Annotated in this window: 7 protein-coding genes; 6 read left to right on the top strand and 1 reads right to left on the bottom strand. The window is 30.6% G+C overall.

The annotated features are described in order from the left end of the window. Window positions 1–2 precede the first annotated feature (2 nt). The 5 genes from N4A55_RS08235 (at window position 3) to N4A55_RS08215 (ending at window position 5771) form a co-directional block, all read left to right on the top strand. Complete coding sequence (locus N4A55_RS08235; protein WP_293755124.1) at window positions 3–2036, top strand: urocanate hydratase; 2034 nt, start codon at window positions 3–5, stop codon at window positions 2034–2036. 13 nt (window positions 2037–2049) lie between these two features. Further along, window positions 2050–2949 carry a glutamate formimidoyltransferase gene (ftcD, locus tag N4A55_RS08230; RefSeq protein WP_293755123.1) on the top strand — a complete coding sequence of 300 codons (900 nt, stop codon included), beginning with the start codon at window positions 2050–2052 and terminating at the stop codon, window positions 2947–2949. A 75-nt stretch (window positions 2950–3024) separates the two neighbouring features. Next, complete coding sequence (gene hutI, locus N4A55_RS08225) at window positions 3025–4278, top strand: imidazolonepropionase (RefSeq protein ID WP_293755122.1); 1254 nt, start codon at window positions 3025–3027, stop codon at window positions 4276–4278. Window positions 4279–4320: 42 nt separating this feature from the next. Then, window positions 4321–4938 (top strand): cyclodeaminase/cyclohydrolase family protein, encoded by a 618-nt coding sequence (locus N4A55_RS08220; RefSeq protein ID WP_293755121.1) that lies wholly within the window; start codon window positions 4321–4323, stop codon window positions 4936–4938. A gap of 125 nt (window positions 4939–5063) precedes the next feature. Beyond that, on the top strand, window positions 5064–5771 hold the full coding sequence (locus N4A55_RS08215) for a LytR/AlgR family response regulator transcription factor (protein ID WP_293755120.1): 708 nt from the start codon (window positions 5064–5066) through the stop codon (window positions 5769–5771). A 24-nt stretch (window positions 5772–5795) separates the two neighbouring features. On the opposite strand, the gene N4A55_RS08210 is transcribed toward N4A55_RS08215, so the two are convergent. Next, the gene (locus N4A55_RS08210) at window positions 5796–7490 is read right to left on the bottom strand and encodes a sensor histidine kinase (protein ID WP_293755119.1); all 1695 of its coding nucleotides are present in this window, start codon (window positions 7488–7490) and stop codon (window positions 5796–5798) included. 458 nt (window positions 7491–7948) lie between these two features. Here N4A55_RS08210 and N4A55_RS08205 point away from each other — a divergent pair, with 458 nt between their 5' ends. Further along, window positions 7949–16951, top strand: coding sequence for an S-layer homology domain-containing protein (locus N4A55_RS08205; protein WP_293755118.1), 9003 nt, complete (start codon window positions 7949–7951; stop codon window positions 16949–16951). The last annotated feature ends 112 nt before the right edge of the window (window positions 16952–17063 follow it).

Here is a 17063-nt window from a genome sequence, read left to right as displayed (position 1 = left end):
TAATGTTAAGTAATTCAGAAGTATATAATATGATGGATATAAAATTGGATTTTAGAGAGGGTTTACCAGAATATCCAAAGTTTCAAGATGGGATAAGACGAGCGCCCAAGAGAGAATTTACCTTAACACAGGAAGAAACAGAATTAGCACTTAAAAATGCGCTAAGATATATTCCAGAAGAATATCATTTAGAACTTATACCTGAGTTCTTAGAAGAATTATTAACTAAAGGACGTATATATGGTTATAGATTTCGACCAGAAGGTAAAATAGTGGGAAAACCTATTAATGAATATCAAGGGAAATGCATAGAAGGAAAAGCTTTCCAAGTTATGATAGATAATAATCTGGATTTTGATATAGCTCTATATCCATATGAATTAGTGACTTATGGAGAATCAGGCAGTGTATTTCAGAATTGGATGCAATATAGGTTGATAAGGAAATATCTGAAAGAGTTAACTAAAGACCAAACATTGGTTATAGTATCAGGTCATCCTCTTGGATTATTCCATTCAAGAGAAGATGCACCAAGAGTTATGATAACTAATGGTCTTATGGTGGGAGCTTTTGATGATTATGAAAACTTCAATCGAGCAGTGGCACTAGGAGTTGCTAATTATGGACAGATGACCGCTGGTGGTTGGATGTATATTGGACCTCAAGGAATAGTTCATGGAACATATAGTACATTGCTTAATGCAGGAAGATTAAAACTCAATATTGGAGAAGATGATGATCTATCAGGTAAGTTATTTGTTTCATCAGGACTTGGCGGTATGAGTGGAGCACAAGGAAAAGCAATTATAATCTCAGGCGGTGTTGGGATTATTGCTGAAGTAGATTATTCAAGAATAAAGACTAGATATGAACAAGGTTGGATAAGTGAGATTACCAATACTCCAGAAGAGGCTTTTTCTCTAGCAAAAGAATGTATAGACAATAATAAGTCATATGCTGTAGCATACCACGGTAATATCGTTGACTTACTACAATATGCAGTAGATGAAGATATACACATAGATTTATTATCAGATCAAACATCTTGTCACGAAGTATATAACGGTGGATACTGTCCACAGGAAATTACTTTTGAAGAAAGAACTAAGATGTTATCAAATGATAAGAAGAATTTTAAGATTTTAGTTGATAAAACTCTTAAGAATCACTATAAAGTTATTAAAAAACTTGTATCAAAAGGAACTTATTTCTTTGATTATGGTAATTCCTTTATGAAGGCTATTTACGATTCAGGTATCAAGGAAATTTCTAAGAATGGTAGAAATGATAAAGATGGATTTATATGGCCTTCATATGTAGAAGATATATTAGGACCTGGACTGTTTGATTATGGATATGGACCTTTCAGATGGGTCTGCTTAAGTGGTAAAGAAGAAGATTTGAATAAGACTGATAAAGCTGCTATGGATTGTATTGATCCTTCAAGAAGATATCAAGATAAGGATAATTTTGTTTGGATAAAGGATGCAAGCAAAAACAAATTAGTTGTTGGTACTCAGGCAAGAATATTATATCAAGACGCTTTTGGAAGATTAAAGATAGCTCTAAGATTCAATGAAATGGTTAGAAAAGGTGAAGTAGGTCCAATTATGTTAGGTCGTGACCATCATGATACAGGAGGAACTGATTCTCCATTTAGAGAAACTTCCAATATTAAGGATGGTAGCAATATAATGGCTGATCTGTCCACTCATATATTCGCTGGAAACAGTGCCAGAGGTATGAGCTTAGTTACTCTACATAATGGTGGTGGAGTAGGAATTAGTAAATCAATTAATGGTGGATTTGGAATGGTGCTTGATGGTAGCAGAAGAGTAGATGAAATTCTTAAGAATGCTATCCTATGGGATGTTATGGGAGGTGTAGCAAGAAGAGCTTGGGCAAGATGTGAAAATGCTATAGAGACTTCTGCAGGGTACAATGATATAATGAACGGACTTGACCATATTACACTACCTTTTATAGCTGATGAAGATATGATTTCTAAGGAAGTGAAAAAAGTATACGGTAAATAGGGAGGATAAAATAATGCAAAACAAGATTGTAGAATGTGTACCTAATTTTAGTGAAGGAAGAGACCTTGATAAGATTGAAAAAATAGTTGAACCATTACGTGGTAAAAAAGATGTGAAATTGTTGAACTATGAAGCAGATAGAGATTATAATAGAGTTGTTGTTACAGTTATGGGAGAGCCTGAAGCTGTTAAGAATGCAGTAATTGAAGCTATTGGAGTGGCCACAAAGCTTATCGATCTTAATAAACATGAAGGACAGCATTCAAGAATGGGTGCTACAGATGTAGTTCCATTCATACCAATAAAAAATATGACAACAGAAGAATGTGTAAAGCTTGCTAATGAAACAGGAAAAGTAATCGCTGATAAATATGGTATACCTGTGTTTTTATATGAAGATGCTGCTAATTCTCCAAGTAGAACCAATCTAGCCAAAATTAGAAAAGGCCAGTTTGAAGGAATGAAAGACAAGATTAAGCAGGAAGAATGGAAACCTGATTTTGGTGAAGCAAAAATCCACAAAACTGCTGGAGCCACTGCAGTAGGCGCCAGAATGCCTTTAGTAGCTTATAACATTAATTTAGACACTCAGGACGTAGAAATAGCGAATAAGATATCAAGATGCATTAGACATTCAAGCGGTGGATTCAGATATATTAAAGCAGGTGGGGTCAAAGTCGAAGAAAAAGGTATAACTCAAGTTACAATGAATATCACTAATTATACTAAGACATCCATGTATCGTGTGTTTGAAACAGTTAAGATGGAAGCAAAAAGATATGGTGTGAATGTTCTAGGTAGTGAGATAGTTGGGTTGGTTCCTATGGAAGCTTTAGTTGATGTGACTACGTATTATCTAGGTCTGTATGGATTTTCAATGGATAAAGTCATAGAAACAAATCTAATGGAGTAATTAATTACTTAACTTTCCCACTTCAATATTCTATGCAGGTAAGCTAATTAATAATTAGTAAAGGGTGAAAAAAGTATGAAAAGAACGATTATTAAAAATGCTAGCCAACTAGTAACATGCAGTGGATTCAAGGCTAAAAAAGGTAAGGAAATGAATGATCTAGGTATAATAGAAAACGGTGCGGTTGTTATTGAGGAAGGTATCATAAAATGGGTTGGTAAGACACTAGATATTCCTAGACAATTTGAAAAGGTTGCTGAAGTCATTGATGCAACTAATAAAACTGTTCTTCCTGGGTTTATTGATTCACACACTCATTTTGTATTTGGAGGCTATCGAGAAGAAGAATATTCTTGGAGATTAAAAGGCGATGACTACATGGAAATAATGCAAAAGGGTGGTGGGATAGTAAATAGTGTAAGACAGACGAAAGAGGCTTCAAAAGATTATCTGATAAGAATAGGAATGAAAAGATTAGATTCCATGCTTTCATTTGGTGTAACCACAGTTGAAGGCAAAAGTGGTTATGGTTTGGATTATGATACAGAGATTAAACAGTTGGAAGTAATGAAAAAACTTGATATAAGACATAAAATTGATGTAGTCCCTACATTTTTAGGAGCTCATGCTGTTCCACAGGATTACAAAGGTAGAGAAGATAAGTTTATTGATCTTATGATTAACGAAGTATTACCTCATGTAATAGATAAAGACTTAGCAGAATTCTGTGATGTTTTTTGCGAAAAAGGAGTTTTTTCATTAAAACAATCAGAAAGAATCCTGTCAGCGGCTAAGGAAAAAGGGTTAAAATTAAAAATCCATGCTGATGAAATAGTTCAGCTAGGAGGAGCTGATCTTGCTGCCAAGTTAGGCGCTGTTTCAGCAGATCATTTGCTAAGGGCATCTGATGAAGGAATAAGAGAAATGGCTAAGAACGACGTAGTAGCTACTCTTCTTCCTGGTACTGCTTTTAGTTTAAGAGAAGATTTTGCAAGAGCAAGATATATGATTGATAATGACTTGGCTGTAGCTTTGGCTACTGATTTTAACCCAGGCAGTTGTTTTACAGAATCTATTCCATTAATCATTGCTCTGGCAACTCTATATATGAATATGTCCATAGAAGAGACTATAACTGCTCTTACAATCAATGGTGCCGCAGCTCTTGATAAAGCAGATTACATAGGAAGTATTGATGTGGGTAAAAAAGGTGACGTTGTAATACATGAATATCCTTCTTATAAGTTTATTCCATACCATATAGGGGTTAGTACAGCAGAAAAAGTTATTAAAGATGGACAGATGGTCTATTATAAATACGAACAATAGATATACTTAGGAGTCATATATATGTAAAGGGAGGTTAATAAAATGTTGATAGATAAAAGTGTCTCTCAGTTCTTAGATGCAACAGCATCTAATGATCCAGTCCCAGGCGGAGGGTCTATAGCTGCCAATAGCGGTGCTACAGCTGCAGCTTTGGTAGAAATGGTAGCCAACTTAACTATTGGTAAGAAAAAATATGAAGATGTTAATGATGAGATGAAAGATATATCTAAGAAAGCTAATGCTCTAAGACAGCAGTTATTAAAATATGTAGATATCGATTCAGAGGCATTCAATAGAGTTATGAATGCTTATAAACTACCAAAAGATACAGAAGAACAGAAAATTGTAAGAAAAATGACAATACAAAATGCTATGAAATATGCGGCATCTGTTCCACTAGAAGTTGCAAAAAAATCTTATGATATTATGGAACTGTCCATGAGAGTTGTAGAAAGTGGTAATAAAAACGCTGTAACTGATGGTGCTGTGTCAGTAATGATGGCTAGGACAGCTGTATTATCAGCTTTATACAATGTCAAAATTAATCTTTTATCCATAAAAGATAATATCTATGTAGAAAAAATTGATAGGGAAGTAAGTTGGTTAAAAATAAATGTAATCAATAAAGAGAAAGAAATATTAGGTAAAATAGAATTGTAGGGAATAATAGTTGAAATTAACTTATCATGGGGGTATAGTAGAAATTAATACAAATAATAATTGTATAAAGGGAAATGGTAGAGATAAACCTGAATTTAATAAGATAAAAATGGAGAGAATGAACGATGTACAAAGTTGCAATATGTGATGACGAATTAATAGTTGCAGAAAAGATAGCGTATATGGCTAGAGCAATATTAGAAGAAATGACTGAAGATTATTCTATAGACATATTTACAAAGGGAGAAGAAATAATTAACAGATTAAAGGAAGAAAGTACTACCTACCATATTATTTTATTAGATATTATTATGGATGGTATTGATGGTATCAACGTAGCTACAGAATTACGAGAAAACGGTATTAATACTACTATTGTATTTATTACTTCCGTTGCAGAGTTTGCTATAAAAGGATACGAGGTACAAGCCTTTAGGTATCTACTTAAACCTTTAAATAATGAGGAACTAAGAAAAGCACTAATGCTGGATTATAAACACAATTATGAAAATAAGTATCTGTCATTGATACATGGGGCAGAAGTTAGAAAGATACCTTTAGATGATGTATTCTATGTAGAGATTTCAGGTAGAAAAATAGCTATACATCTTTTGGATGATGTAATTTATTACTCTGAAAAACTATCTGATTTTCAACAATATCTACCATGTGATGATTTTATTCGTTGCCATCGAAGCTTTATTATTAATATATCTAAAGTTTCAATTGTCAAGCGCTATGAAGCTATTATGAACAATGAAAAATCTGTACCCGTAAGCAAGGCGAATTTTGATAATGTAAGGAAAAAACTTCTCGGGTTTTTAGGAAGATAGAAGAAGTTTAGGTTTAATAGCAGACTATAACTTCAAGCAAACACTGATTATAAAACTATATGTATCATGTGTGATATCCATTATTCCATGGTATTTCTTTGAAATTTGTTCAATGGTCATAATACCAAAGCCGTGGTTGGTATTGTCTGACTTTGTAGATATATATTTTGAATTCTTATATGTTATATTATTAGTCTTAGAGTTTTTACATGATACATACAAATAATTATTACGAACATGGATTGTTAAGTCAATATATGGACTTATATTTTTATTAATACCTACACAAGATTCTATTGCATTATCAATAATATTCATTAATAGACTACATAAATCACTATCTAAAATAGATAATTTTTTTGGAACTAGTATTTTATGAGTTGTCTTAATGCCTAGTTTACTGGCTTTTGTTAGTTTACTATTTAGAATGGCATTGATAAGATAGTTGTGGGTATAGAAAACCTGTATCATATCATTACTATATGAAGATATCTCATCAAGATAAGAGCGTGCTTTTTCGTAATCTTTATTATCCATAAGTAGACTTAGAGAGAGAATATGATTTTTCATCTCATGTTTTAATACACTCACTTGCTGAAGGTGGGTGTTTATATTTTTGTAGTTTTCTATTGTAAGTTGCTCTTTTATTTTTAAGGTTTGCATATCTGCTTGTTGTTGAGCTGTTTGTTTTAAATATTGTAAAATACTATAAAGTAAAATAATTAATATTAAAATAAAAAACATGTCTTTATATATATGAGATTGTTGTTCTATACGTGTTGTATAAAATACAATAAAATCTCTGATGATAGCTACATAAGCAAGAATTACCCAAGGAGTTGTAAATCGTAGAAAAGAATTACCTTTAAGTATTTCTAATAATGATAAAACGATTACTATAAAAACTGAAATAGCATATAAAATATTGTTTATATTAAGCATTTCAGGAAAATCTACAACGGCAAATACTTGTAGTATATATGCACAAGAAGTAAATAAAATATGTGAAATTACTAAAGGTATGTAATATTTTCTACAAAAAGTAAAACGAAAGTAGAATGAAAGTGTAAGTGGTATGGGAATAAGAAAATATAATCCTATACTTATAAGAGATACCCACCTCGGTTCAAAAAATTGGTAAACTATATAATCTGTGCAAGGATAATAAAGCCCCCATACTATTGCAAATATACCAAAGAAGAAAAAACTTATATTGCTACTATCATTATATTTTTGTAGGTAATATAAAATTAGTATTCCTATACCTAATAAAATGCAAATAATCATTAAAATAAAATGAAGCATGGATTTAGAAAGCGTAAAAGCTTCTAAGGATGGAATATCACCTAGGTAAATACTGCTTGCAGCACCTGCATAAGCTCTATAGGGTGACGTAATTTTTATTGTCAAAGTTTTACCAACATAGTTATCAGGAAGTTGAACGAAATGTAAGCTCATTCCTGGATTTTTTTGGTTACTATAATAGTAGTTGGTTTTAAGTAAAGATTCATGATCTATAAACACTTCAATGTGTTGATGGTTACTTTTTATAAGAAGAGCTCCATTCTCTACATATCTTTTTAATTCTTTTGTTAAAATAAGTGTTTCGTCTATATCAATATCCCTTACATGTTGTAGTGTAGATAGATGGTTAAGGTTTGTATTTTCATTTGTATGATATGTCCAATTATGAGAAATATCTTGGACATTCTTCTTCATATACGGGTTTAGGTATTTATTAAAATATAATAATAAGATTGTTGATATAACAAATAGTAAGCATATGAAAGATACAAAAAATTTTTTATTAAATTTAACATATTTATATATAAATTTTCTATACAAAGTGCGTACCTACTTTCTTTTTCCATTTTATTAATACTATTGTCTACAATAATTTTTTAAAAATTATTATTTAGAGGATTTTGTAATAGGATGTATCTAGTATATTAATATTATAATTTAAAGTCAATATATATATTGAACTTAAACATCTATAGATTCATTTCAATATGTTCAATGTATATAGCTAACTAATTTCTGATTATGACAAAATCCGTTCCAATTATGCAATAGCAAACAAAAATTAGTAATTGTGTGCTACAATATTTTGGAATTTTAAAAGATATGTAAAGGTTTGCAATGGTATTTATATAATATTTAAGGAGGAAAAATTGATGAAAAATTGGTCGATTAAAAAGGTAACAGCTATAATATTAATTTTTTGCATATTATTTACTGCTGTTTTTCCATTAGATACTTTAGCAAGAGTGAGTGTCACAAAACACAATAGCATTGATAAAAACCAAGAATTATTGAATACGCTTAATAAAATGTATGGTGATGATATTGATGCAGAAAAAATGCTAGAAGAAATGAAAAAATTAGGCATACTAAGTGATGCGGGAGATTTTGTTAGCTCTAAGATAAAAGTAGATGGACAAATGATGACGCTAGAAGAGATACAGGAATATTTAAGTGATGAAGATATTGATTTTGATAAAGTTGTATATGTAGATGATACACCAATAACTTTAGCTAATCTTCAAATAATGATTGATATTGAATACAAGCTTGATGAAATTCGTAAGAAATACTTTGAATCTGATGTAAAACTTACAGAGGATCATTTAGAAGCTTTAGATTCTTTGGAGAAACAAATAAATACTAAAGGTATAACATTTGCTAATGAAATTGTTAAGAATGCTGAGTTCCCGAGTGGAATAAAAGAGAAGCCTATTATTACTTTTAATAGTGATGATATGAATAATGGTTATATAACTCATCCAAATGAAAATGGGACTATTACTATAACTGCAACTTTAAGCAAACAATATGATGAGCCTGTTAGTTTTAAGTATAGTACTATAATGGGTAGTGCGGGAAATGATTTTTGTATAAGTGGTAATAACAATTATCAAGAGGTAATTGATGGTGAAGTGATATTTAGTCCCAATGAGACTTCTAAGGATATTATAATACAAATATATAAGGAAGAATATAATAATGATTTACTTGGGACAAGATGGACTGGCGAAGAGATTTTTTATATTAGTTTTGATGATATAAAAAATGCTTTTTTTAGTGGTAATAAAAAAACTGATATATTATCTGTTAAGATTAATAATGATTTTGATTATCGCAGGGAGTATGAATTGCTAGAAGATGCTTACAGATATAGTGATAGTATTTATACAGATGTTTTGGGGAGATGTATACTGTGGTTGACTGATAATAGTTTGAGTTGTAAAAATAATATAAGTGATCTTTTTAAAGATGGTATTGTTACTCATATGTCTGATTTTCAAATATACTATAATAACCAAGAAGAGAAAAATACTAAAATAACTATAACTCATGATTCTTGTGAAACGGCGCATAGAATTGATTATATTATGTATACAGATAACAAATCTAAAATTAATATTTGTAAAGGTGAAGATATTAAAATAGTAGATAAAGATTGTTTTTTTAATTATAAACATACAATCATTATTAATAATCCTGAAAATTATGTAAACATTAGTGATATAGAGATTAACAATAAACAATGTAAATATATAGACAAAATAACACCAAAAATATTAGATGTTGTAGTACAATCAGGTACATATATAAGGGGACAGCAAGTACCTATTAGTGTTTTTTTCTCAGAGCCTGTTGATGGTTCAAATTTAACAATTACAGTTAATGGACAAGTACTATCTCCACAAGAAAAGGATGATAACCTTTCTTACAAATATAGTTTTCTTTATGCTGTTAGAGAAGATGATGCTATAGGTTTTGAAGTAAAAGATATAAAGGGTGCTGTTGATTTATCATGTAAAACTCAAGATATATTTGATATTGTAAAAAGATTTTCTGATGTAAAATTAGATTCAACAAGCAAAGCAGATGCTTTTACGGGTTATAATGTAGATGTTACTCTTGATAGTGTTGCAAAATTACCAAAAGGAAGAATTACTATAGATTTATCCCATGAATCAAATGATATTAATTGGATATTTAATGAGGTTAAATCTAATAACCTTGTACCAAGCATAAAAGCTAAGGTTATTGGAAGTGATGGAAATAATGTAGATGTAGATTTATATGTTGATAACATAAGTAATCCAACGAAACTTATAGGTAATTTTACTCCACCAAGTAATTCAACTGGACAAGATAAGGCCTATGGAGCATACTTTTTTTTAGATAATGAAATAGGTAGCAGTAGTAACTTAACTTTAATGCAAGGGGTTACAGCAACATATATTGTGCCAACATTTGTTTTTGCTGATAGTGAAGATGATTTTAGCATCATATATGAAAAATGGTCAGAAGATGACACTGTATTTTTACAAGAAGGTTCTGCTATAAAACTTAATTATAATGTGAATAATCAATCATTAACTTGGAAAGAAGCAAAGGACTTTCAGTGGTCGAGTAGTAATGAAGCAGTAGCAACTATTAATAATAACGGTGTTGTTACACCAAAAGGTGTAGAAGGAAGTGTTACCTTTACATTGACTGCGACAAATGGAGGAGTAAAAACTCCATATAGTATTAATAGTAAAACTTTGAACTTCAAGGTAGGGCTTACACCATTTCTTATTATACCTGAAGAAGTTAATACCATTACAATACAAAAGGGCAAAGATGCCAAGATTCTTTGGACAACAAACATCATTCAAAAGAATATTGAACATACAAATAACCAAAATATAGAGAGTGATTTTTCTATTAAGATTTATCCTGTGACCTATAAAGGAGATAAGATTCAAAAAGGTAATTTGCAAAAGGAATATACAGCTACTGCTACAAAAGATAATCAAGTGAATTTCTTTAATATTCCTTCAGAAGAACTAAATAATATCTCATTAATTGGTAGAGTCAGCTATATGATAGAGGTATCAACCATTGATCCATATACATCACAACCATTAGTTGCCAATGCATATATTACTGTTGTTTCAAACCCTGCAATTGTAAAACTTACACCATTAGAGAAATATTATATTACCGATAATACCGATAGTATTAATATAAACTATACACTAGATAATTTTGATATAAAAAATGAATCAGAATTCGAATTAAAAGTAACAAAAAATGAAGAAAAAACACCTATTTATATTACCCAAGAAGGGCCGGAATGTAATATTGGAAATTATGAGTTACCTATTGATGATGTAGAAGGGAATCTGAAAGATGTTTATGTAGTTAGTGTAAAGGCAAAAAATCAACTAGAATCTACATGGTCCTATGATTCTTATGTTGTATATGTATATAATGATGATGCTCTGAAGCTTATGGTTGATGGCAATGATAAAGATAGCATAATAATGGACAATAGTTCAACTATCAGTAAAATGACAAGTGAAGAAATTTTACAACTGAATAGGAAAATAGGATTAAGCAATATTATTAGTATTAATGGTGCTCAATACGAATGGGCAGAAATTGCAGACCAAATAATATGGAAAAGTGATAATAGTGTTATTGCTTCTATTAACTATAATCAAGGTGGATTATATGATAATATTTTAAATTATTACTATAGTTCTTATAGTCCTAGTTCAGAATTTATGTTATCAGGATTATCAGATGGAGAAACTAATATAACAGCAACCCATAAGCTGACAGGAATGGAAGATAGTCTTGATGTAACGGTAAATACTTTGAAGGATAAGTTATATTTATTCCAAGTATTTCCAAGAGCCGTAACAACCTTAACATATACTAATGGTGATGGTATTACTCAAACTGTTAATTCCAATGAAAATGGTGAAATTGCCATATACGAAGAAAGTGGTATCAAGTCAGATGTATACTTAAAATCTACATATTCTAATATGGTTTATTTAGGTACTATTTATAATGAAGATGTGTTATCATCAGAAAATGATAGTTCAAAAATGGAGCTATATCCTAGAAATAGCTTTGAGTTAAGACCTATTGCAATGGTTGACCTAGCTCTTATTAATACTGATGGCGAAGAGCTTAACGGTGATATAATCATTAGAGGCGGTATATATAAAAATGGTAAGTATTGTAGAGAAGCCTTAATTAATGGCAAGGATGGTAAAACTGACCAAAGTGTTACTGTTAATTATGGACAGCTAACAATAAATCTAGATACAACTCAGTTTTGGGTCGAGAATAACTCTGAACAGTTAACAGCAGAAGATAAGCTAGAATTTATATTTGAACTTCAAGTTGCAGATAATGTTAAACCAGAGTTAATAACAATAGATGCTAATATGGGAATGAATAAGATTGTTAGTACTGCTGAAAATATAATAAAACTTAAACCTAGATACTATTCTGGTAGTATAGAACCATTTATTATTAATCAAACTGTTATATTTCCAAAAAAGAATAACGCTTCTATTGATTTAGGTGTTAAAGGTGGAAGGATAGGATTAAGTGATGAAATAGATGAAGTGATACTAAAAACAAATGTTATGGTTATGGATGATGAAGACGAAGTAGATGCTATTGTTACAATGAAAGATAAGTATAGGACTGTTCCACAAGGACAACAGACAACATACATAAACTATCCATTTACTAAGTATAGTGTTGTACAACACTCATTAAGTATAAATGAAGACAATATATGGATACCAAGTGGGTATTTGGTACCTATGACTTTGAATTGTATAAGTGATAATAATTATTCTCTAGCAACTAAAATAATAGTGCTCAATATGAAAGGCATAACAAGAGCGATTGATTCAAAAACAATCAATGATTTTAATGAAAATATTGATGATAAGCTTTTAAAGGATTTACCTGGAGGTGGGGCAAGTGTAGGAGATAAGATAATAAATGGTGTATTGCAAGCGTTTTCGAGTTCTGATAGACCAGAAAGCACTTGTTGTCTAACTCTTACGCCTACCAGTGATCCTACTTGTTATCGTGGATTAATGAAAATAAAGATAGGTTCTATGTCAGGTGAGAACCCTAATGGTGTTTATATGTCAGAAGAGTCTAGTTCTGAAACATTCAAATATGTACCGGGATTGATGGATGTTGTAAACTTTGCAAAGGGTACTTATCTAGAGGAGCAATTAAAAGAATTTGGAGATGCTGCAAACAAAGGGAAAAAAGGGAATATATTATTTACTGGTGGTGGTTATCTAGAGTGTGAGATATCTTATGATTTTGAGACGCATGATTGGAAAGTATATATACTAAATGGTGGTATTAATGCAGGTGTAGGTTACGAATGGAGTAAGCTTGTTAATTCAATGGTTGGACCTGTTCCTGTTACAGCACAGTTCTCATTTGGAGTATCAGGGGAATTATCACTAGATATTGCTGTACATCATGGCAAAGCCATAGTTGAAAAATATAATGAAGATTATGTTACCGATTATTTAACAGAATTACGTACATATTTTTATATATATGCTTTTGGTGGTATGGGTTTTGATTTTTCTGTAGTAGCATTAAAAATAGGAGTTTTTGGACAATTATCACTAGACGGTAGATTTAGATGGTTGAATCGTCCATATTTAGATGGAGATGATTCTGTTTATAGTGGTCAATATTTAGAGGCGAGTGGAAAAACAGGTATTGAATTTTATGCTAAGTTTTTATTTGTATCTTATAAAAAAGTTTTAGCTAGTGTAGGATTTTCAAAAGGATTGAAGTTCAATAATTGGGACTATATAGAGAAGTATTGGCAAGAAAATGGCAAGGGAACTACAACCGATATTAACCAGCCTATAATGCCAAGCTCTATGGGTATGGCAGCTATGAATTTGAGAGGTCATAATTTGCAAACTGCCAAAGAAGAAACTATATTGGAAGAAAGAGATTATTTGAATAACTTTGAAAGAAGTTGGAATAGTGGACAATACCGTATATTGGAATCTAAAACTCTAGATCAACAAAGTGAAGCAAGTGCATTACAAACCAATTCATATCCCTATGCAAATCCTGTATTTACAGAGGATGGAGCTATACTTGCATATATTTCAGATGGAGATAGTAGTGATATCGAAGATACTATTGTATGCTTTTCAGTTAGGGATGGAGATAGCTATCCAGAAGGTAATTCAATTGATTCTTCTAATGAAGGATATGGTGACTCTGCTCTTAAAATAGCTGGAAAAAGTGATTTTGCTGCTGCTACTTGGGTTAGACAGTATACTAGTATTGAAAAAGAAGCAGGAGAAGATTTGACTAATGAAGACATTGCTTTGATGTCTAATAGTACAGAGGTAATGGTAAGTATTTATGATAATGGTACTTGGATAACTAAGAAAATAACACAAAATACCAATTCAGATTTGGCACCAGTAGTAGCTACTAACGGAGAAAAAGTCTTAGTTGCTTGGAGAAATGTGTCTGCACCTAATCCAGAAAAACCGTTAGACTTTAAAGGTGGTGATAAAATTTTATATAAAATATATGATAAATCATGGGGTGAAACCAAGACATTATATAATGGAACAAACGGTAATGTTTTAGGTATAGAAGCTCAGATGTTGAGTAATGGTACATCTGCTGTTACTTATACAGTAGATACAGAAGGATTTTCAGATAAAGAACATAAGGAAGGTTCTAGTGCGTTAGAAGTTATGTATGGTATTATTAATAGTAATGGTGATGTTATAAAAAATGTACGTATGACTAATGATTCCAATATTGATGAAAATCCACAACTTACAAAGATTACTTTTGATGAAGATAATACTGAACGTTTTGTACTTGGCTGGTACAGTGTTGATACTGATAATGAGTATAGAATGAGTGACATTAGATTATGTACTTTTAATGATGAAGGGGCAATATATAATAAGTTTATTGACAGTATTAATAGCGTAAATAATAATTCGAATGTTACTATTAATAATAACTTCAGATTTAGTAAGGGTGCAACTAAGCCACAAGAATTATCAATAATATGGAAACAAGTAATGAAAGATGATGTAAAAGTAGAAAATGACGTCTATAAAGCTGATAAAGATGGACTGTTTGCAGTAAAAGTTTTACAAAATGATGGGAATAGATATTACATAACTTCAGCGAAAGAATTGGCAGTAATGGCTCCCTATACAGTTATAGATCATTTTGATGCTAGAGTTTTAACTGGAAAAGAAAGCAATAAAATAAAAGCTGTTATATTAGGTACTAATTATAATACAGGAGAACAATCAGTGGAATCGATAGAAGGTATCAGTGAAACTATAACAGTTGAAAAAGGTATGTCTTCAATATATACTGCAACAGGCGATTATGATAATAAAATCCGTGTAGATAGTATTTACTTTGATTATCCAGATGTGAAGTCAGGTATGGATATCCCAATTCAATTTAATGTATTTAATGCAGGTTATGAACCAATATCCAATATTAATATTACACTTGACAAAGAAATTAAGAACTTTGACTTATCTAAGTCACCATTGCTTCCAGGTAATAGTCTGTCCTTAATAATAGATTATACTATACCAAAGGATATAATTAATCCAGATTATATTATTAAAGCAGATTTTATAAATAAAAATGATGAAAAAACAACATATACAACCAATGCAGAAACTATTTATATAGACATACCAGATGTTGGTATATCAAGTAGTGAAGTTATCTCAGAAAAAGAACAAAAGCGAAAAGTTGCTATATCTCTTTATGACAATATGGGAATTCCTATTTCATATGATAAACATCGTGTTAAGATAGCATTTTATGATAATTCTGCTTATGAAGGAGAGGCTTTAAAAGAACAAGTTATTACTTCTAAAAATGATATTGACAAGATTAATAGAGGAACATATATAACCAATTTTACATTTGATATGACTAAATTTATTAAGGAAGGTAAAGAAATTCCAGAAGGTGGTCTTACTGTTTATGGTAAGGCATGGATTGAGGAAAATATTAATGATAAATATTTTAAAATTAATGAATATGATAACCTTAATAATGAAATATACATTTCACTTGAGGGGTTAATGGCTAAGGCTGATAATAATCCTGTTACTATTCAATCTCGACAAAGTAATAGTGATGATACTAGTCAGGTAAAAGTAACAATCCAAAATAATTCTTTGTGGAATAATTCATCAGGGAATATTATAGTTAACCTAGTGGGTGATGATGGTAACATTGTAGAACACACTCAACTATATGATAAAAAGAAGGAAAATAAAGGATTAGTTAATCTACGGGGGGAACAAAATAATAGTTATACATTTGATTTTAAATCAAAGGGAGTATCTCATGAGGTCATATATTCAGATACTACTTTAGCTAAGGATAATGCACAGTTAAGTAATCTATGCTTAGAGGGTATACCACTGGATTTTAATAGTGAAGTATCTGAATACTCTGCAACTGTGGAAAAGATAAAAAATATAACACTAAGTGCAACAACTTCAAATCCTAGTGCAACTATAAGTATAGATAATGATAAAGTTATACAAAGTGTTCAAAAAGAGATTCATTTATCAGCTGGAGAAAACAATATAACTCTAGTTGTGACAGCTGAAGATGGTATAACTACTAAATCATATTTGTTGAAGATAATAAGAAAAAGTTCATCACATATACCTTCAAGTAATAGTGAACCAGCTAATGAATCAAAACCACAGGCAAAACCAAAACAAAAGCCAATAATTAATAAAGATAATAAAATTATAAGTAATTATACAGATATAAAAGATCACTGGGCAATAGATTCTATTTTATATGTTATTGAAAATGGCTTAATGCAAGGAACTTCTCAAGATACTTTTGAACCTAATAGTATTATGACAAGGGGTATGGTGACTACTTTATTATTAAATTATACTAAGGAAGAAGTAAAAGGTAATAATGTATTTAATGACGTTCCTAAGGATTCATGGTATGAAAATGGTATAGTATGGGCTTATGAAAAAGGAATAATCAATGGAGTAAGCAAAAAAGAATTTAAGCCAGAGAGTCCTATAACACGTGAAGCTCTTGCAAAGATAATCTATTATTATTGTAAAATTGAAAATATAGAGCTTCCCCAAAATTCCACAAACAATGTAGAGGATATACATTTAGTTAGTACATGGGCAAGAGATGCTGTGAATGCACTTGTAGAAGCAGGAATTATAAAAGGACATACTGATAACACATTTGCTCCTAGAGAATATGCTACAAGGGCAGAGGTTGCTGTTATTATGGAAAGGTTGATTAAGCTAATCAAAAAATAAAAATGATTACATCTAATTATAATAAAATTCCTACAACATATATCACTGTAGGAATTTTTTGTGTATAAGAGATTATACAAATGATAAATGATTTTTTTATGCTAAAAAAAAC

It is taken from the genome of Vallitalea sp. (genome assembly GCF_025211055.1).
Classification (GTDB): domain Bacteria; phylum Bacillota; class Clostridia; order Lachnospirales; family Vallitaleaceae; genus Vallitalea.
Note: the sequence above shows the minus strand (reverse complement) of the source record. Positions and strands in the feature narration are given on the sequence as shown.

Excerpts from the sequence above, each read along its gene's own strand:
- hutI (WP_293755122.1), top strand. The coding sequence starts at position 3,025 with ATGAAAAGAACGATTATTAAAAATGCTAGCCAACTAGTAACATGCAGT.
- N4A55_RS08210 (WP_293755119.1), bottom strand. The coding sequence starts at position 7,490 with ATGAAGAAGAATGTCCAAGATATTTCTCATAATTGGACATATCATACA.
- ftcD (WP_293755123.1), top strand. The coding sequence starts at position 2,050 with ATGCAAAACAAGATTGTAGAATGTGTACCTAATTTTAGTGAAGGAAGA.
- N4A55_RS08215 (WP_293755120.1), top strand. The coding sequence starts at position 5,064 with ATGTACAAAGTTGCAATATGTGATGACGAATTAATAGTTGCAGAAAAG.
- N4A55_RS08205 (WP_293755118.1), top strand. The coding sequence starts at position 7,949 with ATGAAAAATTGGTCGATTAAAAAGGTAACAGCTATAATATTAATTTTT.
- N4A55_RS08235 (WP_293755124.1), top strand. The coding sequence starts at position 3 with ATGTTAAGTAATTCAGAAGTATATAATATGATGGATATAAAATTGGAT.
- N4A55_RS08220 (WP_293755121.1), top strand. The coding sequence starts at position 4,321 with ATGTTGATAGATAAAAGTGTCTCTCAGTTCTTAGATGCAACAGCATCT.